This window comes from Spirosoma koreense (genome assembly GCF_054777875.1).
The window spans coordinates 434,244-454,768 of record NZ_BAAHAC010000005.1; the positions used below are offsets into that span (position 1 = coordinate 434,244).

The 20,525-nt window shown below is 50.8% G+C and carries 20 protein-coding genes and 1 other RNA gene; 11 read left to right on the plus strand and 10 right to left on the minus strand.

Annotated features, from left to right (window positions below; genetic code table 11):
• Positions 1 to 127 precede the first annotated feature (127 nt).
• On the minus strand, positions 128 to 886 hold the full coding sequence (locus ACYVC2_RS07590; RefSeq protein WP_461101703.1) for a phosphatidylinositol-specific phospholipase C/glycerophosphodiester phosphodiesterase family protein: 759 nt from the start codon (positions 884 to 886) through the stop codon (positions 128 to 130).
• Positions 887 to 1,193: 307 nt separating this feature from the next.
• Here ACYVC2_RS07590 and ACYVC2_RS07595 point away from each other — a divergent pair, with 307 nt between their 5' ends.
• The 3 genes from ACYVC2_RS07595 to ACYVC2_RS07605 all read left to right on the plus strand — a co-directional run bounded on the left by ACYVC2_RS07595 (position 1,194) and on the right by ACYVC2_RS07605 (position 5,463).
• Entirely contained in the window at positions 1,194 to 2,384 is a 1,191-nt protein-coding gene (locus ACYVC2_RS07595) for a hypothetical protein (protein ID WP_461101704.1), read from the plus strand.
• A 134-nt stretch (positions 2,385 to 2,518) separates the two neighbouring features.
• Positions 2,519 to 3,265 carry a 3-oxoacyl-[acyl-carrier-protein] reductase gene (gene fabG / locus ACYVC2_RS07600; protein ID WP_461101705.1) on the plus strand — a complete coding sequence of 249 codons (747 nt, stop codon included), beginning with the start codon at positions 2,519 to 2,521 and terminating at the stop codon, positions 3,263 to 3,265.
• 155 nt (positions 3,266 to 3,420) lie between these two features.
• Positions 3,421 to 5,463: a VWA domain-containing protein gene (locus ACYVC2_RS07605; protein WP_461102316.1), complete on the plus strand. Its 2,043-nt coding sequence runs from the start codon at positions 3,421 to 3,423 to the stop codon at positions 5,461 to 5,463.
• A gap of 65 nt (positions 5,464 to 5,528) precedes the next feature.
• Here ACYVC2_RS07605 and ACYVC2_RS07610 read toward each other — a convergent pair whose 3' ends face one another.
• From ACYVC2_RS07610 to ACYVC2_RS07620, 3 genes are read right to left on the minus strand one after another with little or no spacing between them, the layout of a single operon-like run.
• The gene (locus ACYVC2_RS07610; protein WP_461101706.1) at positions 5,529 to 5,699 is read right to left on the minus strand and encodes a hypothetical protein; all 171 of its coding nucleotides are present in this window, start codon (positions 5,697 to 5,699) and stop codon (positions 5,529 to 5,531) included.
• Positions 5,700 to 5,709: 10 nt separating this feature from the next.
• Positions 5,710 to 6,192, minus strand: a complete 483-nt coding sequence (locus tag ACYVC2_RS07615; protein ID WP_461101707.1) for a DUF6932 family protein — start codon at positions 6,190 to 6,192, stop codon at positions 5,710 to 5,712.
• A gap of 56 nt (positions 6,193 to 6,248) precedes the next feature.
• Entirely contained in the window at positions 6,249 to 8,684 is a 2,436-nt protein-coding gene (locus tag ACYVC2_RS07620) for a helix-turn-helix domain-containing protein (RefSeq protein ID WP_461101708.1), read from the minus strand.
• 231 nt (positions 8,685 to 8,915) lie between these two features.
• Here ACYVC2_RS07620 and ACYVC2_RS07625 point away from each other — a divergent pair, with 231 nt between their 5' ends.
• From ACYVC2_RS07625 to rnpB, 3 genes are all read left to right on the plus strand, one after another.
• Positions 8,916 to 9,950 carry a Smr/MutS family protein gene (locus tag ACYVC2_RS07625; RefSeq protein ID WP_461101709.1) on the plus strand — a complete coding sequence of 345 codons (1,035 nt, stop codon included), beginning with the start codon at positions 8,916 to 8,918 and terminating at the stop codon, positions 9,948 to 9,950.
• A gap of 88 nt (positions 9,951 to 10,038) precedes the next feature.
• Entirely contained in the window at positions 10,039 to 11,406 is a 1,368-nt protein-coding gene (locus ACYVC2_RS07630; RefSeq protein ID WP_461101710.1) for a DUF4403 family protein, read from the plus strand.
• A 166-nt stretch (positions 11,407 to 11,572) separates the two neighbouring features.
• Positions 11,573 to 12,046: RNase P RNA component class A (gene rnpB, locus ACYVC2_RS07635), an RNA gene on the plus strand.
• 17 nt (positions 12,047 to 12,063) lie between these two features.
• Here the strand turns inward: rnpB and ACYVC2_RS07640 are convergent.
• On the minus strand, positions 12,064 to 12,651 hold the full coding sequence (locus ACYVC2_RS07640) for a hypothetical protein (protein ID WP_461101711.1): 588 nt from the start codon (positions 12,649 to 12,651) through the stop codon (positions 12,064 to 12,066).
• Between the two features lie 111 nt (positions 12,652 to 12,762).
• Between ACYVC2_RS07640 and ACYVC2_RS07645 the strand changes: the two genes are divergently transcribed.
• A complete protein-coding gene (locus ACYVC2_RS07645; protein WP_461101712.1) occupies positions 12,763 to 13,107 on the plus strand; it encodes a winged helix-turn-helix transcriptional regulator in 345 nt (114 codons plus the stop codon).
• 32 nt (positions 13,108 to 13,139) lie between these two features.
• Here ACYVC2_RS07645 and ACYVC2_RS07650 read toward each other — a convergent pair whose 3' ends face one another.
• Positions 13,140 to 14,057 carry an MBL fold metallo-hydrolase gene (locus tag ACYVC2_RS07650; protein WP_461101713.1) on the minus strand — a complete coding sequence of 306 codons (918 nt, stop codon included), beginning with the start codon at positions 14,055 to 14,057 and terminating at the stop codon, positions 13,140 to 13,142.
• 152 nt (positions 14,058 to 14,209) lie between these two features.
• Here ACYVC2_RS07650 and ACYVC2_RS07655 point away from each other — a divergent pair, with 152 nt between their 5' ends.
• The 3 genes from ACYVC2_RS07655 (at position 14,210) to trmD (ending at position 16,153) form a co-directional block, all read left to right on the plus strand.
• Positions 14,210 to 14,767, plus strand: a complete 558-nt coding sequence (locus ACYVC2_RS07655; protein ID WP_461101714.1) for a 30S ribosomal protein S16 — start codon at positions 14,210 to 14,212, stop codon at positions 14,765 to 14,767.
• Positions 14,768 to 14,883: 116 nt separating this feature from the next.
• Complete coding sequence (rimM, locus tag ACYVC2_RS07660; protein ID WP_461101715.1) at positions 14,884 to 15,486, plus strand: ribosome maturation factor RimM; 603 nt, start codon at positions 14,884 to 14,886, stop codon at positions 15,484 to 15,486.
• Positions 15,476 to 16,153: a tRNA (guanosine(37)-N1)-methyltransferase TrmD gene (gene trmD / locus ACYVC2_RS07665; protein WP_461101716.1), complete on the plus strand. Its 678-nt coding sequence runs from the start codon at positions 15,476 to 15,478 to the stop codon at positions 16,151 to 16,153. Before rimM ends, trmD begins: the two co-directional genes overlap by 11 nt.
• 223 nt (positions 16,154 to 16,376) lie before the next feature.
• Here the strand turns inward: trmD and ACYVC2_RS07670 are convergent, their stop codons facing one another.
• Positions 16,377 to 16,721 (minus strand): Fic family protein, encoded by a 345-nt coding sequence (locus ACYVC2_RS07670; RefSeq protein WP_461101717.1) that lies wholly within the window; start codon positions 16,719 to 16,721, stop codon positions 16,377 to 16,379.
• 38 nt (positions 16,722 to 16,759) lie between these two features.
• A complete protein-coding gene (locus tag ACYVC2_RS07675; RefSeq protein WP_461101718.1) occupies positions 16,760 to 16,978 on the minus strand; it encodes a hypothetical protein in 219 nt (72 codons plus the stop codon).
• 148 nt (positions 16,979 to 17,126) lie between these two features.
• Here ACYVC2_RS07675 and ACYVC2_RS07680 point away from each other — a divergent pair, with 148 nt between their 5' ends.
• Positions 17,127 to 17,759 carry an NAD(P)-dependent oxidoreductase gene (locus ACYVC2_RS07680; protein ID WP_461101719.1) on the plus strand — a complete coding sequence of 211 codons (633 nt, stop codon included), beginning with the start codon at positions 17,127 to 17,129 and terminating at the stop codon, positions 17,757 to 17,759.
• 3 nt (positions 17,760 to 17,762) lie between these two features.
• Here ACYVC2_RS07680 and ACYVC2_RS07685 read toward each other — a convergent pair whose 3' ends face one another.
• Complete coding sequence (locus ACYVC2_RS07685) at positions 17,763 to 18,134, minus strand: hypothetical protein (RefSeq protein WP_461101720.1); 372 nt, start codon at positions 18,132 to 18,134, stop codon at positions 17,763 to 17,765.
• A gap of 10 nt (positions 18,135 to 18,144) precedes the next feature.
• A complete protein-coding gene (locus ACYVC2_RS07690) occupies positions 18,145 to 20,373 on the minus strand; it encodes a transglycosylase domain-containing protein (protein ID WP_461101721.1) in 2,229 nt (742 codons plus the stop codon).
• Positions 20,374 to 20,525 lie beyond the last annotated feature (152 nt).

Here is a 20,525-nt window from a genome sequence, read left to right on the forward strand (position 1 = left end):
ACGGCCAAGTTTACTGTCTGCCTGATGAATATTGCCGGGATTAACTCCTGTCTGCTACTGGATCGTTATTTCTCTTGCCTGACTACGGTAGGCCGATACAAAAAAACTGTTAGCCCTGGCGGAATTCTTATCGCATCACCTGGGCACATTCTGCCACTTTGTCGGTATTGATAATGTCGACGCCTAATTTTTTCAGCTGCTTCCAACCGGCGGGTGTATCTGGAATAGCCCAGAACCGAACGGGCTTGCTGTCGCTGTGGGCCCTTTTAATAACCCGCTTCAGTTTATCGCGGTCTATATCCGATAGCTCGCTAGTGCCGTCCCACTGCGAGTAAGACCGAAAGCTGTCGCTGATGAGCGCTACCCGCTGAAGGGTTTCCTGGTCGTAAACTTCGCTTGGGCGTCCGTCGAACTGAAGCAGCGGATAATCGAGGTACGTATCGATTTTAGGCCGGTTACCGCTAACGACAACCTGCACCGCTTTAGGGTTGGAAGCCCGGTTGAAATACACCAGATTCTCCTGAAGCAGAGCTAGTAATTTAGGCAGTACGTCGGCCGGGCTATCTTTTATGTCGACCACCAGACTGAAGGTGTAATCGCGATCTGGACTAGGTTTCCCTTTATTTTGCTCAAATAATTTCACAATGGGCTTCAGATACAGCGAATCGAGAGTTGGCGCATTCGGTTTGGGTTTGTCGTGCGAAACCACCAGCCGGTCGTTCTGTAGCCAGACATCGGCCTCGATAAAATCAGCCCGTTGCTCATAAGCATCTACGAACGGCCGGGGCTTTTCGTAATCGTTGTGGGCATGAATTTTCTGGGCAAATGCGGCTGAGGTTGACAAAGCCGATGCCATCAGGAATAAAATCGAGAGCGTACGTAGCATGATGGGAGTGGTTCGGTAAGGGCAACAGATCACAACGATTGAGGTCTGAGGCAGACTTTTATAACGAATGTGCGCCGGAGCGAACCGATTAAGGGTGAAACAGAAAACAAAATTTCATGGCAAAGTAAAGCGGCTCATCCGGCAATAACAAACCGTTCGGGAAAGACCGCTCACCGCTTTTTCGCCCTGTAATGAAATTAATAAAAATTAAGATTTAGTTGAATAATAGAGTGATAGAAAAAACTACATTGTCAATTAAAACTAGATTAAAGACGTTCGTGTAAACTGAGTTTGATAGCTTAACGATATGAAAAAACAAGTACTGCTTCTGCTTCTACTGGTTGTCAGTCCGTTCGCAAGGGCGCAAACCCAGAAAGGCAATGGTATTCTGAGTGGTGAACTCGCTGTAGACTATAGCCAGCAACTAGTGCCGGGTTCCAGCCCGACTACAGCCAGTAAAACTACCGCCTGGACCCCGGTCGTTGCGCTGACGGCCGGTCGTTTCTGGGCCGACAACTGGCTGGCGGGGGTATCACTTTCGGGCTCAGCTACGTTTACCCGACAGTATTACGACACGTACCTTAACCCGATCTACCCTGCGAATGGTGTGTCCGTATCGGTAACCCCTTTTGTCCGGCGCTACTGGCAGTGGAATTCTATTTTGCTGTTCGTCGGGGTGGGTGTGTCGGTTGGCATAAGTGATACAAGACGCTCGTCTTTGGATAGCAATGGGCAGGTCGTCAAATTTAGCAGTCAGTCTTCGGCGTTCGCAGTCAATCCACGGCTGGAAGTAGGGGCTACTTATTTTCTGACTAACCGACTAGGTTTGCAACTGGTGGCGGGCGCTAACTCACTGCCCCTGAATACCGCCAGTCTGAGTGCTGGCCTGGTTTACTGGACGGGTGCCGACCGGCGGGCTGAGCCTCAGGAAGAACGAACGAATTGGCAAACCGAACCGGGTAGGTGGGTGCTGGAAGGCAATTTTTCCGTAGCTACTCAGAAAGATAAACAGGCCGGAGACTTAAATAGCCCGGCTTATCAGGCTACTAATTCCACGTATTCATTCAGCCCTTCCGTCGGTTTTTTCGTGAAAAAGAACCGCTTGCTTGGGGTTAGTATTCCGGTCGCTTATATCGAAAATAAATCTACGACAGCGGGGATGTCGGCTACAGACCAAAATTACTGGACGATCGGCATTTCGCCGTATTATCAACACTATTGGACATCGACCCGATTAACGCCTTACACACGTGTAAATATGGGGTACCTACGTTATGCGGCTCCTTCACTAAAGGCCAGTCAGATCAATGGTGGCCTAACCATTGGCCTGGCTTACATGGCTGGGCAGCGGTTTATTATCGAGACTTCGCTGGCCAATGCATCTGTCGATTATTTCAGGACCGACGAGGTAAATGGCAGTGACCGTTCGACGAGCTGGCAGGCCGGGCTTTCGGCTGGTTTTGCCGGAAACTTTGCGGTTCGGTATGTGCTCCCGTAACGACGAATTTCCTTGGCATTTGCCTCTAAAACGCTATTTTTGACAACAGTTGTTGTATAGACCAGCGTACCCGACGAGTAAGTAAGGGCGCCTACGGTCATTATACATAGATTAGTACACATTATCCATTACAAATGAGTTTACTGAACGGAAAAGTTGCTTTGATTACAGGCGCATCGCGCGGAATCGGTCGGGCTATGGCCCAGAAATTTGCCCAGCAGGGAGCGGCCGTCGCCTTTACGTATTTGTCGAGTGTTGAAAAAGGACAGGCGCTGGAAGAAGAACTCCGCGCGTTTGGTGGTCAGGTGAAAGGTTATCGCTCCGATGCTTCGGACCATCAGGCTGCCGAAGACCTTATCAAACAGGTGCTGACGGACTTTGGTAAGCTCGATGTGCTGATCAATAATGCCGGAATCACCAAAGATGGGTTATTAATGCGGATGTCGGAAGAACAATGGGACACCGTTATCAACGTTAATTTAAAGTCGGTCTTTAACCTGACCAAAGCAGCCATCAAGCCCATGATGAAAGCCAAATCAGGTTCGATTATCAACCTGACGTCGGTCGTCGGTATTCGGGGAAACGCCGGTCAGGCAAACTATGCAGCGTCGAAAGCCGGGATTATTGGCTTTACTAAATCGGTGGCGCTCGAGTTAGGCTCACGGAATGTTCGATCCAATGCCATCGCGCCCGGCTTCATCGAAACCGAGATGACCGGTGAAATCAATGAAAAAGCCCTGGATGAATGGAAACAGCAAATCCCGATGAAGCGTGGTGGCCAACCCGACGAAGTGGCTGACTGTGCCGTGTTCCTGGCTTCCGACCTCTCCCGCTACATCACCGGCCAGGTGCTACAGGTGGACGGAGGTATGTTAACTTAATTATGAGTGATGAATGATGGATTCGTTAACCGGCCTCATTCATCATTCATCACTTATCATTCTTTATCGACAACGTGCGCTCTGACTTTATTTTTCAATCCTCGCCCTGGTGGATTTTAGTGTGTTTACTGGTCGGAGCAGCCTATGCTTTTGCCATGTACCAGCCGCTGCCGCGCTTAGCGGGCAATGGCGTTACGGTCGGTGGTTTCGATAAGCGGACAACCTACGGGCTGGCTGCGCTTCGGTTTGTGGTAGTCAGCTTCCTGTGCTTTCTGTTGTTGAATCCGCTGATTCGGAGCCTGCGCACACTGACCGAAAAGCCTAAAGTGGTGCTCGCCGTCGATAACTCCGAGTCGGTAGCCGCGGCAGGCCGACCGGCGCTCAATCAGACGCTGACGGCCTTGCAGACGCTTCGGCAGCAACTGGCCGAAAAAGGACTGGATGTTTCGATCCGGACCTTTGGCGATACGGCCACTGGCGAAGACCTGACGCAGATTCCGTTTACCCAACGGACCACCGATCTGTCTCGGCTGCTAGCGGGTATTCGCTCAGACTACGAAGGGCGTAATCTGAGTGATGTTGTTCTTGTATCGGATGGTATTTTCAATCAGGGGTTATCGCCTACGTTCGGGCAATACCCGTTTGCAATCCAGACAGTTGGGCTGGGCGATACGATTCCGAAGAAAGATATTCAACTGAAAGGAATTATTGCCAACCGTATTGCGTACCTGGGCAATCAGTTTCCAGTCCAGGCCGAAATTGTCAGTAATGGTTTTCAGGGGCGAAGCGCTACGGTTGTACTGCGTCAGAATGGGAAAGAGCTGGGGAGACAGTCGATCAGTTTTGGAAAGGCTGATACATTCAATCAACTAACGTTTCAGGCAACGGCCACGCAGAAAGGTGTTCAGCATTACGTCGTTGAGGTACTGCCGCAGCCCGGCGAGTTCAGCACCCGCAACAACCGGCAGGACGTTTACCTGGATGTTATTGACGGAAAAGAAAAAGTGCTGCTCCTGGCGCTGACTCCGCACCCGGATGTCAAGGCGATTCGTAACATTCTGGAGCGCAATCAGAACTACGAACTGGACGTGCGGGTACTGACCGGAACCCCTGCCGAAGCTACTCCACCCGCCGACAAGGTATATGACTTGATTATTCTGCACCAGATTCCGGATAATGGCGGGCTGAGTAACCCGCTGCTCCAGAAATATTTTACCAGAAATACACCGGTGTTGTTCGTACTGGGTAGTCAATCGGCGCTGGGGCCGTTCAATACCTCGAATTCGGTGATGCAGGTAGTGGCTCAGCCTAACCAGAGCGACAAAGTGACTGGTAACTTCAACCCTGAGTTCAAGCAGCTTAACCTGGATCCGGAGCGGCTTCAGCTCCTGAGCAAACTACCGCCCATGTCGGTGCCTTACGGCGAATTCAGACTCCAGCCGGGAAGCGAAGTAGTATTGTGGCAACAGGTGGGCAGCGTTCGTACGAGCAAACCCCTGTTGGCACTGAACGTAACGAGTCCGCGTAAAACGGCCGTGCTGGCAGGAGAAGGCTTATGGTCGTGGCGGCTCGAAGAATACGCGCTGACCGATAAGCAGGAAGTGGTTGATGAACTGATGCAGAAAGTGATCCAGCTCATTTCGGTGAAAGAAGATCGCCGTAAACTACGCGTCTATCCCATTCGAAACGAATTCGTGGCGGGCGAAAAAGTTATTTTCCAGACGGAGCTGTACAATGATATTTATGAGCGCCTGTTCGACAAACCCGTCCGGCTCGAAATCAGCGATGAAAAAGGATTGACCCGGTCATATACCTACACGCCTACGGCCGCCAACGACCGTTTTGAGATTAGTCGCTTGCCCGAAGGAGCCTACCGATTCAAGGCTTCGGTGAGCGTGAATGGGCGATCGGAGCAGTCGGCAGGGCAGTTCGTAGTGCGCGATCTGCAGCTCGAAGCGCTCAATACCACGGCCGACCACGGCCTCTTACGGCAGCTGGCTCAGCAAACAGGTGGTCAGTTTTACAGTGCCAACCGGATCGATAATCTCGTTCAGACGTTAGCTTCGCGGCCGCACCCAGCCCGGCTAACCAGTACCGAAGAAATGAATGAGTTGATCAACTGGCGATGGCTATTCTTTGTGGTGCTGACACTAGCCGCCATTGAGTGGGGGCTGCGCAAATTCTACGGTGGCTACTAAATAGTGCCGACTGGAATGGTGATTATTTAGCCAAAAGCCCCGACGATCCCATTCGGGGTTTTCGGCTAACGCTTCAATTTCTCTTTACGATATTCCAGGCTCTGAATCATCAATTCGTTGGCAGTGGATGGAAACTGTTGCTGACGATGGCGGAGCTTTTCTAATTGTTCATCTGTTTGGCGAATGCGTTCTGCCGTTAACCTCTCCAGGCGCTTTTTTATCTCGCTAAGTGACATACCGTTGGTGTTAAATTAATTCGACAGCTAGTTCGATAATGCCTTTCGAAAAACCGTTACGGTCGCTCCCAAACTGATTTTTCCAGTAAGTTACCAAGTCCTCTGATTGAACCGTTGTATTGTGCAACAAAAAATAAGCATCACAACGGTACGTAAGAAAAGCATTTTGGCCAAATAAAGGCTCGAATAGACTTTTGTTTTCTCTTATGGAGGACTCGTCGGTCAACAGACTTAATATATCAACGTCATTTGGATTGAGCTTGTTTGTTGTGAAACTTCCATCAATCCATAATCGCCAGTTACTTTTATACGCCAGTTGATTTAGCCCATCACCTAATGCTTCTATATACTCAAGCATGCCCACATAAATTGAAAGGCGCGTAGAAGAAAGTGGAAAGGAAGTCACAAACACCTGTTCAAATTCGTCTAAAGAATCGATATGAATAAGTTCATAAGGAGTTAGATTGCCCCGGTTATCAAATGTAAACGTCATTCCGAAAGTATTATGGCTGTGGTCAAATCGTCCAAAACACGCGCGGAGTATACCGGCTATTCCTTAGCCCCGCCGTTCTCTGCCAGGATAGCATACTGTACAAATCGAATCTCGTTGTAAGTGACGCTGTTACCCAGCGCCTGCATGATCTCGCCTATGCCGCTGGGCTGGTGCGTCTCGGCATAAGATCGAATCGCTGCCACCTTATCTGCTGGCAGTACATCTTCTGCCGCTAATTCGCCCCTCCGAATACACCGGGCTACATGGCCTTCAACCGTAGAAACGGCCAGCCCGCGCTCGGTAGCAACTTCAGCAATGGTCTTACCCGACCGAAACAGCGCTAACGTGGCCGCGTCCGAATCCCCTTTGGCAGGCTTGGGTTTCTTTTCTTTAGTTGCCCGTGCCGACCGCTCGGTAAAATCCTGAATCAAAGCGACTAGCTCACTACCAATCTGTTTAACTTTAGTTTTACCAAAGCCTTTGATTGCCAGTAGTTCAGCCGTCGTGGTTGGGCGGATACGGGCCAGTTCGGCGATGGTTTTCTGAGGAAGGATCATGTAGCCGGAGGTGTTGTGTTCACCCGCCAGATCGTTCCGCCATTTCATCAACGCGCCGTATAGGCCACCTTTGGCGCGATCGTCACTACTGGGTGTTTGTTCTTTCGGCTTCCGGCTCGACTCGAAGTCCAGTTCGGCGTGGTTTCGGGCCTGCAGATAAGCCAGTGCCTCAAAGCCATCTTTGCAGCGCTCAAAACTGCGGAGTTTACTGAACAGTTCTTTTTCCAGTTCAGCCGTCGCTTCCTGAATGGCTTCGCGCACCTGCTTGTTATCGCAGTCGGTTGGGCACTGACGTAGGAGAGGAAGCAATTCATCTCCGAGTAAGGCCTGAAAATACGTGGCTGCTTTCTGAATGCGCTCCTGCAACAATTTATGCTGTTCCGGCAGTTCATCGCTGGCAAAATAGGCCGGAAGCTGTTGTTGAAAGCGCTCGGTTACATCGCGGGCTTTCGTACGCAACAGGTCGGTCAGTTGCTGAACGATTGGAACACACTCGGCATCTAAACTACTGCCATGTTCATTCACGACCCGGCGGCAACGGTAAAGTAGCGAACTGGCGCGTTCAAACGAAAACAATTCCTGAAGCAACCGTTGCTGATTGATGCGTTTGGCGTCGTGCAGATGCTGTTCCGTTGGGGTTTGCTGCTGAACCTGCTCGTGGAAATCTTCCAGTTCCAGTTCGGTCTTAATGCTTTTTGCCGGAATTGGAGCGCGTAGTACCAGCCCATCGAGGGTTTTGCACCGACTAAGCGCTACGTACACCTGACCATGTGCGAAAGCCGACGACGCATCGATAATGGCTTTTTCGAAGGTGAGCCCCTGGCTTTTATGAATGGTAATGGCCCAGGCGAGCCTGAGCGGAAATTGCGTAAACGTACCGATCGCTTCTCCTTTGATTTCTTTCGTTGCCGGATCGAGGCTGTAGCGAATATTCGTCCAGTCGACGGGCGACACGGCAATTTCCTCGCCATCCTGCGAACTCGTCACATAGATTGTATCCTCGTCCAGACTGGTAATGCGCCCGATTTTGCCGTTGTAATACAGCTTTTCGCGCGAGATATCATTCTTAACGAACATAACCTGCGCCCCAACTTTTAGATCAAGATCGACTTCCGTTGGGTACGTATGGGCCGGAAACTCACCTTCGATAGATGCTTTAAATGTCTTGAGGGGTGTCTTTAGCAATTTCAACTTGGTACTGTTAATCTGCTGCGCCGTTGTGTTGTGTGTCGAGAGCGTGATGTAGCCTTCCGCATCGTCGGGAGCAAAATCAGGGATGTAGCGTTGATTTAATTCTGACAGTTGCACCGGAGTAATCGTTTTTTCGCGAATGCTATTGAGCAGACCGATAAACCGTTCGTCAGATTGCCGATAAATGTGCGTCAGTTCGATAGAAACGTACGGAGTTTGTCGGAGCGCTTTGCTACCGAAAAAATAACCCGTTTCGTAATGCGGTTTTAGCAACTCCCAATCCTCGTCTTTGATCACGGGGGGCAGTTGCTGCATGTCGCCGATGAGGAGCAGTTGCACCCCGCCAAACGGCTCGGCATTGGACCGGTAGCGCCGAAGAATTTCATCGATGCCATCCAGCACATCGGCCCGAACCATACTGATTTCATCGATGACCAGCAGATCAAGCGTACGCAACAGATTAATCTTTTCCCGATTGAATTTTCGTCCTTCGCGTTGGGTAGCCCCGGGCACCAGCGGCCCGAACGGCAGTTGAAACAGCGAGTGAATCGTAACCCCGCTGGCGTTGATTGCGGCCACGCCCGTTGGCGCGACTACGGCCAGCCGCTTGGCGCTCAATTGCCTGATCTGTTGCAGAAAGGTCGTTTTTCCGGTTCCGGCTTTTCCGGTCAGGAAAACATTCCGATTGGTGTGCAGAACAAAATTATGGGCCAGATCAAGTTTTTCGTTTACAGAAATCATCATAACAGCAGCATACTATCAGTCTTGCAAATGTAATCGTTTGCCTGCTGAGTTTTTACTTAAGGCGAGTATGGTTTATTGAAACAAAATCATAACCAGATGAATTAACACCAGAGGGAAGGTATTTTTGCTTATCTCGGTTATACTTTTGAAAATATATAGTAGTCGGCAGCAAGTGGCCTGGAAGTAAGTTCCGGCTGGGCTGGCGGCTACCAACTGAAGACTAACGACAAAATGAATATTGGGGATAAAGTCCGGCTATTGCGGGCAAAAGAACAAGGTGTCGTCTCCCGGATTTTACCCGGCGATATGGTCGAAATTGAAATCGAAGATGGGTTCCGAATTCCGGTGATGCGTTCTGAACTGGTTCCCGTTTCGCCCCTGGAGGCCGAACGATTGCTGAAAACCAGTACCTATGCGCCCCAGAAAGCGGTAACGCCATCAGCGCCGACTATTCTGGCTAACCAGGGGATTTATCTGGCTTTCGTACCCGTCAACGATCGGGAGTATACACTGCACCTGGTCAATAACACCGACTGGGAGTTTCCGTATGTATTGGGCGAAGAGGCTGCCGGAGTGAGCGGAGGGGTTCAGTTTACGGGGTTGCACAGTGGCGTGTTGAAAGCCAAATCGCAGCAGAAAATGAACGAACAGTATGCCCATGCCAAATTTGAAGAATGGCCGACGTTCGTTGTGCAGGGATTATGGTTCCGGGCCGGGAAATCGTCGTTACGGGCTCCGCTGGTGAAGCGCTTCAAGGCGCGGGCAGCCACGTTTTTCAAAAACAAAACCGCAGTGCCGGTTTTAAATCAACCTGGTTTTCTGACGCAACTTGACGCGGAAAGCAGCGAGCCGGCCCAGCAGGTGCCGTCCAGTAACCGTACGGCCACCAGTCCGGCTAAACCGACTGTAGTACGTCCGGAAGACCTGAAAGCGGAGATGCTCAAATCCAAAGCTGACCCGACGGCCATCTCGGTTGAGCGCCCCTCGTCGGTTGTCGATCTGCATACCGAAGCGCTATTGCCTGGCGGGCAGGGAAGCCGCGGTCCGGCCGATTTACTGAAACTTCAGCTCGATACGTTCGAGCAAGCGCTGGAAAACGCCATTGCCAGCGGTATGCACGAGATTACGTTTATCCACGGCGTTGGGAGCGGGGCTTTGCGGGCAGAACTGCATAAGCGATTGGGGCAACATCCAAACGTTAAATTTTTCGAAGACGCTCAGAAACAGAAATTTGGCTATGGTGCCACCAAGGTTACGATTAAATAGAGTACCCAGTTTCTGTGTGGTCGACACGGCTACCTGTTTACTGATTTTTAAACGCTGGGGTTGGCTAGTGTCACTTTTTTGGGTATTTATGCTGACAGGATGCCAGCCGTCCGGTAGCCGCCTGAACCCACAGGCGCCTAAAGAAGCCTATAAAACCACCGAAATGGAAGTTCGTAACGAACGCTTTTTGTCCACCGTCCACATCCCGGTTTCGATCGCGCTGGCCGATGTAGAACGGCAAATCAATGCTCAGGTAAATGGTCTGATCTACGAGGACAACAGTATGGACGACAACAACCACGATCAGTTCATGACCAAGGTCTGGAAGCGGGGCACTATCCTTGTCAATGCGCAGGATAGCCTGTTTCATTTTGTCGTTCCGTTGCGAATCTGGGCTAAAGCGGGTGTGTCGGTGCTGGGATTTACGCAGTATAAAGAAACCGAGTTCGAAATCGATCTGCGCTTCAAAACAAAATTCGATCTGGACCACGACTGGTCGGTGCATACGCAAACCCAGTCTGACGGATACGGCTGGGTACGACGCCCAACCGTGAGTGTGATCGGGGTCAACGTACCGATCACTAATATTGTCAGCCGGCTCATCGATAAGAACCTGGGTACCATCACCAAAACCCTCGATCAGCAGATTCGCCGGAATGTAGATCTGCGGACGCCCGTACTGAAAGCCTGGAATACGCTCCGGGAGCCCTATCTGATTTCGGAAAAATACCGAACCTACCTGCAAGTCGTGCCCAAACGCGTACTGATTACGCCCCTGCGGTTCGACAACCGGGTTATTCACGCTACGATTGGCATTGAGGGATATACACTGACGACAACGGGCACCCGACCCGAGGTTCGCCCGGTGGTCTCGCTACCCGATCTGACGGTGGTAGCGCAGGTGAAAGATGATTTCCAGATCGGTCTGCTGAGCGAAGCCACTTACTCGGAAGCAGCCAGACTGGCCGCGGCTGAATTTGTAGGGAAATCATTTTCATTCAGCGACAACCGATACAACATTACCATTACCAGCATGGACATGTACGGTCAGAACGATAACCTCATCATCAAAGCCGGTCTAAAAGGAACTATCAGCGGGGACATTTACCTGAAAGGAAAGCCGTACTACGATGCGCACGACCAGACGATTTCGCTGAAAAACCTTCAGTATGATCTGGATACGAAGAATGTTCTGCAACGGTCGGCTAGTTGGTTGCTGAAAGGTACGTTTGCCCGCACGCTGGAAAAGCAACTTACCATTCCGGTCGGTTCGCAAATTGCCGATATGCAAAAGCTGCTACAGGAACGGCTCAAAAACAATCAGTTAGCCAAGGGCGTCTACATCAACGGTCAGATCGACGAAATCAGACCGGACCAGGTTTATCTGACTCCAACCGCTTTGCTGGCTGTCGTGAACGCCCGTGGCCGTATCGATGTCAAAGTGGACGGATTATAAAACGGGGCACTTAGTAGTCATTCCTTGTCATTGGCTTTGCGTCATTAGTCGTCATTTGTAGTCCTTATCTGGCAGTAATGACCATCAATGACGCGAAGCCAATGACAAGGAATGACCACCTAATGACTATTAAATAACCAAACTCCGTACCTTTGCCTTCCCAAACAACTCAGGCTGGCTTATCGCGTCCGAGCAATCGGGCGAGGAAAGTCCGGGCAGCGCAGAGCACCCTACTTCCTAACGGGAAGGCGGGCGGCTGGGAACGGCCGCTCGACAGACAGGGCAACAGAAAATATACCGCCCCGGATTAATGAATAATGTATAATGGTTAATGAATAATGAGTTTGTACGAACATTTTCCATTACTCATTTTCCATTATTCATTAATTCGGGGTAAGGGCGAACCGGTGGGGTAAGAGCCTACCGCCCGCTGGGCGACCAGCGGGGCACGGTAACCCTTAGGGGCTGAAAGACCAAATAAGCATCGGACGTGCGGCTGCTCGTCGCCAGCGGCCCCTCCGGGCCAACACCGATGCGGGTAGGTCGAACGAGGTGTCGGGTGACCGGCATCCCAGATAAATGATAAGCCATCTCGTCACCGATGGGAGGACAGAACCCGGCTTATAGGCCTGGGTTGATTGGGATTTTTACTATCCGTTATTGAGCAATCGCGCGTCTGATCAGTGGGACTTGCAGATTCGTTGGCCGGTTTTCGGGCGTATCGAACGGACGGCCATCCACGTTTTTACTTCCATTGAAAAACAGATCGTTGTAGATGTAGACCAGGTCGTAATCGACGTAAATCTGACCTTCTGAAAGCCCGAAGGCCGGAAAGGCTTTTCCGTTTACATCCTGCATTACATTGACTTCCCACGTAGCCAACCCGTCGGCAGGGGCCTTATTGATCGCATCCGCGAAACCCTGGTGCAGAGGAGTGATCTCATACGCTTCATCGGCAACATAATCGACTTGCTGTGCTCCGGGAGCGACCGGATGCTCACCCCGCCATAGGTTGTGGCCCCTGATGAAAATCTTTACCAACGGGACTTTACCGACCGAATCGGCATAATTGATCACGGTACATTCGAACACATCGTCGGGCAAATACCGAAACACCCTTGAGAGATAGAAAGGCTGAATAGTGCCTGAGGCCGATTTGGTAATACTTGGCCGAAGTTCGGTAGCGATGCTAACCCATTCGCCACCCTGAATAAACTGTTTGATTTGGTCGACTGCGACTGTCATAGCTGTTTGTCTTTTCTCATCGCGTTTCTTATTGATTCAGCAAAGGTTTTATCTTTGTCTAAATCAGGCAAGTAGTCAATTTTTAAGTGGTTAGTACATTTTTTTAGACCAATGGCCCAGATCCGGAAAACCAAGGATTTCAACCCCAACAACTGCCCGGTCACTCATTTTCTAAACCAGGTGGGCGGTAAGTGGAAAATCATGATCATTTACGCGGTCAGTAAAAACTGTAACCGCTTCAGCCGGCTACAGCGGGCCATGCCAGACATCAGTAAGCAGATGCTGGTCAACCAGCTACGGGAACTTGAAGAAGACGGTATTCTCGAACGGATCATCTACGCCGAAATTCCTCCGCGTGTCGAATACAAAATCACCGAACGCGGGCAATCACTCATGCCGGTTATTATGGTCATGCAGGAATGGGGATTGAGCGATATGCGGAAAATAGCTGTGTAGTACCGACCGTTCCTGGTCGGTACTACATCTGATCAGGCGCTGTAAATTGGGGGTTCGTCTAAAATATTCCGGTGTATTTGTCCGGGTAGTACGCGGTAGACCGGAATCTTGATTCTGAATACCTTGCACAGCCGTTTGATGGTTTCGTCGATTTGATCGGCTGAGTATCGTGACGAGAAATGGCCCAGAATCAGGGTGTCGATATTGATCTCAGAAACCATTTTCAGTACCTCTTCCAGCGTGCTGTGTTTGTTTCGGTGCGTATCCAGGTTTATAGGACCTTCGCCCTCCAGAAAGGTAGCCTCATGAATGAGAATGTTGGTGTTGTTCCACTGTTCACAGTTTTCAACCGGTGTATCGCCCGAATAAGCCAGAATCTTGTCTTCGACGATCTGCATCATCGTCTCCTTTCCCCGTTCCCGCATTAGTTGAATGAGTTGGGGCTCCGGTAAGCCCAGAAACTCGGGCTTGAGTTTCGTTTTAGTCTGGTAGACCTGAAACCCTAAACTTTTGATGACACTCTGCTCGGCTTGTACATGATTGTTGCGTATGGCCTGCACAAACATATCTTTCCGGATCGGAATGTGCTCATCGCCTTTGATGGGCGTCCAGATCGTTCGTTTTACCTGCGGATCAAATTGCTTTGAGAATTCTTCCATCCGGCGAAACGAACTGGAGTCCGACGGGTAGAATACCTTCGGAAACCCATCGCGGGCATTCAATTGATTCAACTGAAAGAGGCCGGTGAGGTGATCGCGGTCGGCATGGGAAATAAATACGTGCTCGATCTTTCTGGATTTCTGAAGCAGCGACGAAATCAGTCCATCACCTGCGTCGAACAGGAGCCCCAGTTCTTCAATAAAGTACCAGGTCGCAAATAAGGCGGTCGAGTAGCTGGTTATAGTCAGTTTCATGGAAGACGGGGTGGTCAGTTGGTGAAGATTGTTCATACTGAATACTACTGACGGCTGGTTCTGTTAGAAAGCAGTTGGAAAACCAGACAATATATTCGGCGAAGTCACTACTGAATATAATTTTTTCGTACCTTTGCGGCCACGTTTTACAGGGGAGATGCGTCCCCCATCAAAACCAACAAGCACAAATGGCTGTTAAAATTCGTTTAGCGCGTCGTGGACGCAAGAAAATGGCGATGTACGACATCGTGGTAGCAGAATCAACTTCGCCCCGCGATGGTCGGTTTATCGAAAAAATTGGTACCTACAACCCTAACACCGACCCGTCTACGGTTATTGTAAAGTCGGATCGGGCCGTACACTGGCTGCTGGTAGGGGCTCAACCAACGGATACCGCTCGCTCGGTGCTGTCGCACGAAGGGCTGATGTACCGGAAACACCTGCAGGTTGGAGTCAACAAAGGGGCGATCACCCAGGAGCAGGCCGACGATAAATTCGCGACCTGGCAGGAAGATAAGCAAAACCGGAAAGCCGGTGCCGCCGATACCAAAGCACAAACCAAAGAGCAGTCGCGTGCTGCTCGTCTGGAAGCGGAGAGAAAGGTGAACGAAGCCCGCGCTGAAGCCATTGCTAAGAAAAACAAAGTTGAAGAGCCTGTTGTTGAAGCAGCTCCTGAAGCCGCTCCCGCTGCTGAGGAAGCTCCAGCCGCTGAAGCCTCGACCGAAGAAACGCCTGCCGCAGAGTAGTTTTTGCGCACCGACGACTTAGTAAATTTGTTTCCCAAGAGCCTGTTCGTTTCTGAGCAGGCTCTTTTTATACGTAAGCTTTACTGCTTAGCTGCGGCTGAACAACCGCGTTATATATGACAAAGGACGATTGTTTTCAACTAGGCCATATCACGAAAACGCACGGCGTCAATGGTGAACTGGTGCTTTTTTTAGATGTCGACGAACCCAGCGAGTACGCTGATCTGGAATCGATACTGCTGGAAGTAAAGAGCGAACTGATTCCCTATTTTATCGAATCGATTGCAATTGTAAAAGGGAGCCGGGCTATTGTCGCCTTCGAGGACATCGACACCATCGAGCAGGCCGAACGGCTGATCAACTGTGGAGCTTATCTGCCGTTGGAAGAACTCGAGCCGATCACGGATGAAACGCGCTTTTATTTTCATGAAATCGTTGGCTATCAGGTTGTCGATGCCGAGGCCGGTGAATTAGGAATTGTGCGGGGTGTTTATGCCATGAATGCTCAGGATCTGATCACTATGGACTATCAGGGAAAAGAAGTGCTCATTCCCATCAACAGCGATATCGTTCGGACCGTAGACCGCGCCAATCAGAAACTCAATGTCGTGCTACCCGACGGCTTGCTGGCCATTTATATGGAAGAAGATGGTAAAGACGAGCCCGAGATTCACGGTGATGAAGACGAAAGCAGCCCGGACAATACCGATGAGGATTGATATTATCACCTGCCTGCCTAGGCTCCTGGAGAGCTTTTTTGCGCATTCGATTCTTCAGCGGGCGCAACAGGGCGGCTACGTAGAGGTGGTTGTGCATGACCTGCGCGACTACACCCTCGATAAGCACCGGCGCGTAGACGATTACGCCTTTGGGGGAGCAGCGGGTATGGTCATGCAGATCGAGCCGATTGCCCGCTGCATCCGGTCCCTGCAAACTCAACGAACCTACGACGAAATTATCTACATGACTCCGGATGGCGAACGGCTGGCCCAGCGAACCGCAAATGCGCTATCGTTGCGTCAGAATCTGATCATTTTGTGCGGGCATTACAAAGGTGTTGACGAGCGTGTGCGAGAGCTCTTCATCACTAAAGAAATCAGCATCGGCGATTATGTCTTGTCGGGGGGTGAACTGGCCGCGTGCGTACTCTCCGACGCCATCATTCGACTGCTGCCGGGCGTACTCAACGACGAAACGTCGGCCCTGACCGACTCGTTTCAGGATAATTTACTGGCTCCGCCGGTCTACACGCGTCCAGCCGAATTTGAAGGCCATCGGGTGCCGGATATTCTCCTGTCGGGGCACGAAGCTAAAATAGACGAGTGGCGACACGAGCAGGCGCTCGCCCGTACGCAGGCCCGGCGGCCCGATTTGCTGGAACCGTAATGATTTAAAAATCAGTTCTTATCAGTACTCGTCGTCGTAGTACTTTATTAGAACAAAGGTTATATTTATACAATGAAGTCACTCACTAAAAAGAGGGCGCGCGTGCATCCGGATCCAGCGGCCGTCCGGGCTGATATTCTGCGGTCGGCTGTGGCCTCATTTAGGATTGAGAAAATAACGATTTCTCCTGAACAGGCCGCTGCTGCATTACGTGCTGCTGAAACTAAGTTGGAAAAATCTCGCCGATAATCCGCTTCATTGGCTCGTAGTCGTGATCAGCGGCCCGTTGAACGGCTGCTACATAGTCGATGAAACTGATTTGAGCATTCTCGTTCGGCTCTATGTTTTCCCAACGTGGCGCGTTCAGCCCCTGCTTTCGACACATTAAATTTGCCAGTAACCGCGCCGTCCGACCGTTGCCCTCGCGAAATGGATGAATGAACAACAATTCTGCATGAACTATAGCTAGATCGTGAATGAAGTCTTTTTTATTATCATAACGGTTAGGAAGTTTACGGAGAACATCCATCTCAAAATTTCGCATGATGGTCGGTAAGAACTGGGCCATAGGAAAACGAATCCAGCTTTCGATAGATTGACATCGCGCTATTTTCCTGCAAACGAATAAACTTCGCCCAATGCCAGCTTATGCACTTTTTGAATATAGCTACTTGTAAACTTCGTGCGGCTGTTTAATGCTTCGGTTAGGGTAATCTCGGCTTTCAGGAACCCATTAAATTCAATAAAAGCCACCTCCTCCGCCGAGGTTAAGTTTAGCCGATTAGGCAAATCCTCATTCTGATCATAGGGAATCTGATATTTCATTATGGCGTTTGGCTTGATTGTACCCTATTGTCTTCGAGCAACGACAAAAATAAGCTGACATAGAGTAGTCCAAAATTTACTAAATAATATACTGATAATCTCCTATTGATCCAGTCGTTATACAACTACGCAAGACCAGCTATTTTTTATGCAGATTTTAATCGTAGGAGCCACCGGCGGCACGGGAAAACAAGCCGTCGAGCAGGCGCTTGAGCGCGGGCATTACGTAACGGCTTTTGTTCGTGATCCGGCCAAATTACTCCTTCAACACACCAACCTAACTATAGTGACCGGCGACGTTTTGGATGCTGAAACGCTTCTGCCCGCCGTTCGTCGGCAGGACGCGGTCTTTTGCGCGCTGGGCAATCGGCCGGGTCAGCAGGGCGGGGCAGTAGAAAAGGGAACTGTTAACCTGATCGGTGCGATGCAGACCGCGGGTGTCCGGCGACTGCTGGTGGTGTCGTCGCTGGGAGTAGGAACGAGCTATGAGGAAGCTTCGCTACCCAGCAAACTCATTATAAAGACCCTGTTGAGCGGAGTGATCGATGAGAAAGAAAAACAGGAGCAGGCCATTCTGGCCAGTCCGCTCGAGTGGATCATTGCGCGACCCACTCGCCTGACCAACGGCCCTTTGACGGGCCAGTACCGACTGGGCGAGCACCTGCCTTTTTCGACCTTTGCCATGCCCAGTATCAGCCGGGCCGATGTAGCTGCTTTCCTGCTCGATCAACTCGAAGCTGACACCTACGTACGCAAAGCAGTAACGATCACCGGAAAGTAAAGCTTAGAAATCCGGGTTCGAACTAACAATCTTACAGTCGCAACGTTTGGTTTGGGCGGGGAGTGTGACGGGTTTGTCGAAATGGCTTTTCGGCAGTAACGTCCGGGAAAACGTGGTGTACTTTTCCTTGAGTAGCTTCCCGTCGCCATCGAACGCCCTGACCTGAACGGATATATTGTCGTGGGAGCGGGACGACAGATTTTTTACGTCCACATTTACCGTCGAGGTAACCAGCACATCCGTCAGATCCGAACAGTCGACGGCCAGATCGATGGTTTGGGGTTTGAAGGATGTGTTGTTCGACCAGGACATAATATAGAGCCCAATACCTCCGATCACGACCAGAAACAGTATAAGTCTTACCAGCGCTTTCATACCCGATTTGTTATTGGTTCGTGCTTGTTTCCAAGGCTTTCTGTGCTTCTTTTTCAAGCCGTTTGCGCTCCCGTCGTTCCTGTCGGAGCTGTTTGCGTGTTTTTACAGTATCGGCCGGCGCCACTTCGGCCGGCGAAGGATTCGAGGGATCTGACTGAACAGCGGGCGTCGATTCGTCGCGCTTATCGTCGTTCGTTTTTTTGCCGCCAAACAAACGACGGAAGAAATTCCCAATGCCCGTGCCGCGTTCGTCGTCGTCTTCGTCGACATCGGTTCCGTTCGCGTTTGGTAGCAACAAACTATCCGACTGAAACGAGGAGTCGATGGGAGCGACCTGCCGACGCAGACCTTCGCGCAGCCGGACATCATAGAAGCCGTATGCGCCTGAATCGGGAGCTGTCAGACCACGCCGGGCCATGATCCGGCCAATCAGCCGAAAATACCCACGTACGTTGCGCGCCTGGAGCGATCCATCGGGTAAAAACCAGTCGAGCGCCCGTTTGGGGCTTGGTACTACAAAGGCTAGAAAAATGCTTTCGCCAAGATTTAGATCGGACGGCCTTTTGGCAAAGTAATAGCGTGAAGCCTCGCCAATACCATACACGTTCCTGCCCCATTCAATGATGTTGAGGTAAACCTCATACATCCGCTCTTTGGAAACAATGTGCTGATTTTCAATGAGCCAGACGATCAGAATTTCCTCCACTTTCCGCGACAGGGTTTTGTTGCGGTTCAGAAAGGCATTCTTGACCAGCTGCATAGAAATCGTGCTGGCCCCACGCTTGAAGGATTTTTTCTTGAAGTTCGTTGCAATCGATACCCGAAAGGCCTTTTCGTTAAAACCTTTATGAGTAAAGAAATTATAATCTTCCGACGTCAGCAGCGCATTCCGCAAATCCGGTGAAATCTGACTCAGCGGTGTATAGTCGGGATTATCGGGGCCAATGACAATATCACGAACGGGCTTGTCTTTTTCGTAAGGCGTGTATATAAACGGATGATTGATGATATCGAAATCTGTCTGGCCCATTTTCAGAATCCGGAACCCTTCCGATGTCATGCCGGAACTGAACTTGACGGAGTCGGGCAGGGAGGCATCCAGCAGAACAGCCATGTCGTACTTCAGTTTGCCCGATACCTGCATGCCTTCCAGCGATTCGAACAGACCCTGCGGAAACGAATTAAACAGCGCCTGCGCATCCATCGAGCCGGTATGTAGCTGCGCTTCGTAGATTTTCGTCGGCTTGAGCGTATACTTCAGGAATGGATGAGCACTCACCTGACCCAGATGCAGCGTCGACGAGCTGTCGATGCCGACGTAGTTTTCGCCTACGAACACGTTGGCATCCATAGCCGCCTGACTCACCAGCACGTCTGTTCTGGCAATAGCCGGGTGATTGATGCGCAGATTCCGGACGGCACCCGCGCCCTCCAACCGGAATTCTCCGCCCGACCGGTCTACATTGCGGAGTTCGGCCCGCAGGGTATCGACCTGCAGTTTCAGGTCATATTTCTTCTGGATGTATGGTAGCTCAATGGGCTTACCATCGGCATACAACGCCAGATTATATTCCCGGTCGGCGGGGTCGGCTGTACCGGTTATGTGCCAGGTAGCCTGATTTCCGTTCAGTTTGATGGTCGACGAAACGGCTTCGTCTTCAATAACGGCGGTTTGCGTAAGCAGACTAATCGTGTCTTTGTCGTCCGTGCCGCGGAATTCCAGGTTTTTGATGTTCAGGTCATCCGGGATTTTCGACAGAAGATTGTCGATTAGATTTTCGGCTACGTCGGACAGGTCGGTGGTCCGACGACTTTCGGTAGCGGTCGAATCGCGCTTTTTATGTAGAAAAAAATCGATGTTCGTGAGCGAATCCCGTTTGATAACCTGAATCAGGCCATTTTCCAGGGTCATACCCGACAAGCCGATTTTACCGGCCAACAGCGGCCAGAACCGAACCGCCACTTCGACCCGTTGAATCCGGGCCAGGCTGTCGCGTTCTTCGGGTACGACCGAAATATCCGTAAAAGCCACCGAACTCAGCCCCGTGAATTTGGCTGATCCAATATGAAGATCGAGGTGATAATCCCGTTTTGCTTTCCGCGTGGCTTTGGCAAGCGCTGCTTTCAGGAGGCTCTCCCGCTTGAAATAAGCGAAGCCAGCGCCCACGCAGGCTAATAAAAATATACTTAGAAATACCCAACCGGCAATCCGGAGAGCTTTTTGTTGACGATACGTCATGCTTGGTTTCTATGCTCGAAGTGCAAAGATACGGGTTTTGGGCAGAGGGGAAAGGAAGAGAACTTGGGGGCAAGGGCAAAGGGGGAGGGGCAAAGGGAAAAATTATCCTTAAGTATTTTCCTCTGCCCCATGCCCTTACCCCTCTGCCCTCT

What these genes read in the sequence shown, in the direction of transcription:
- fabG (WP_461101705.1), top strand. Translation starts at nt 2,519, where the DNA reads ATGAGTTTACTGAACGGAAAAGTTGCTTTGATTACAGGCGCATCGCGC.
- ACYVC2_RS07650 (WP_461101713.1), bottom strand. Translation starts at nt 14,057, where the DNA reads ATGAACAATCTTCACCAACTGACCACCCCGTCTTCCATGAAACTGACT.
- ACYVC2_RS07620 (WP_461101708.1), bottom strand. Translation starts at nt 8,684, where the DNA reads ATGATGATTTCTGTAAACGAAAAACTTGATCTGGCCCATAATTTTGTT.
- ACYVC2_RS07615 (WP_461101707.1), bottom strand. Translation starts at nt 6,192, where the DNA reads ATGACGTTTACATTTGATAACCGGGGCAATCTAACTCCTTATGAACTT.
- ACYVC2_RS07655 (WP_461101714.1), top strand. Translation starts at nt 14,210, where the DNA reads ATGGCTGTTAAAATTCGTTTAGCGCGTCGTGGACGCAAGAAAATGGCG.
- ACYVC2_RS07630 (WP_461101710.1), top strand. Translation starts at nt 10,039, where the DNA reads ATGCTGACAGGATGCCAGCCGTCCGGTAGCCGCCTGAACCCACAGGCG.
- ACYVC2_RS07610 (WP_461101706.1), bottom strand. Translation starts at nt 5,699, where the DNA reads ATGTCACTTAGCGAGATAAAAAAGCGCCTGGAGAGGTTAACGGCAGAA.
- rimM (WP_461101715.1), top strand. Translation starts at nt 14,884, where the DNA reads ATGACAAAGGACGATTGTTTTCAACTAGGCCATATCACGAAAACGCAC.
- ACYVC2_RS07605 (WP_461102316.1), top strand. Translation starts at nt 3,421, where the DNA reads ATGTACCAGCCGCTGCCGCGCTTAGCGGGCAATGGCGTTACGGTCGGT.
- ACYVC2_RS07625 (WP_461101709.1), top strand. Translation starts at nt 8,916, where the DNA reads ATGAATATTGGGGATAAAGTCCGGCTATTGCGGGCAAAAGAACAAGGT.
- ACYVC2_RS07645 (WP_461101712.1), top strand. Translation starts at nt 12,763, where the DNA reads ATGGCCCAGATCCGGAAAACCAAGGATTTCAACCCCAACAACTGCCCG.
- ACYVC2_RS07675 (WP_461101718.1), bottom strand. Translation starts at nt 16,978, where the DNA reads ATGAAATATCAGATTCCCTATGATCAGAATGAGGATTTGCCTAATCGG.
- ACYVC2_RS07690 (WP_461101721.1), bottom strand. Translation starts at nt 20,373, where the DNA reads ATGACGTATCGTCAACAAAAAGCTCTCCGGATTGCCGGTTGGGTATTT.
- ACYVC2_RS07640 (WP_461101711.1), bottom strand. Translation starts at nt 12,651, where the DNA reads ATGACAGTCGCAGTCGACCAAATCAAACAGTTTATTCAGGGTGGCGAA.
- ACYVC2_RS07595 (WP_461101704.1), top strand. Translation starts at nt 1,194, where the DNA reads ATGAAAAAACAAGTACTGCTTCTGCTTCTACTGGTTGTCAGTCCGTTC.
- ACYVC2_RS07680 (WP_461101719.1), top strand. Translation starts at nt 17,127, where the DNA reads ATGCAGATTTTAATCGTAGGAGCCACCGGCGGCACGGGAAAACAAGCC.
- ACYVC2_RS07590 (WP_461101703.1), bottom strand. Translation starts at nt 886, where the DNA reads ATGCTACGTACGCTCTCGATTTTATTCCTGATGGCATCGGCTTTGTCA.
- ACYVC2_RS07685 (WP_461101720.1), bottom strand. Translation starts at nt 18,134, where the DNA reads ATGAAAGCGCTGGTAAGACTTATACTGTTTCTGGTCGTGATCGGAGGT.
- trmD (WP_461101716.1), top strand. Translation starts at nt 15,476, where the DNA reads ATGAGGATTGATATTATCACCTGCCTGCCTAGGCTCCTGGAGAGCTTT.
- ACYVC2_RS07670 (WP_461101717.1), bottom strand. Translation starts at nt 16,721, where the DNA reads ATGGCCCAGTTCTTACCGACCATCATGCGAAATTTTGAGATGGATGTT.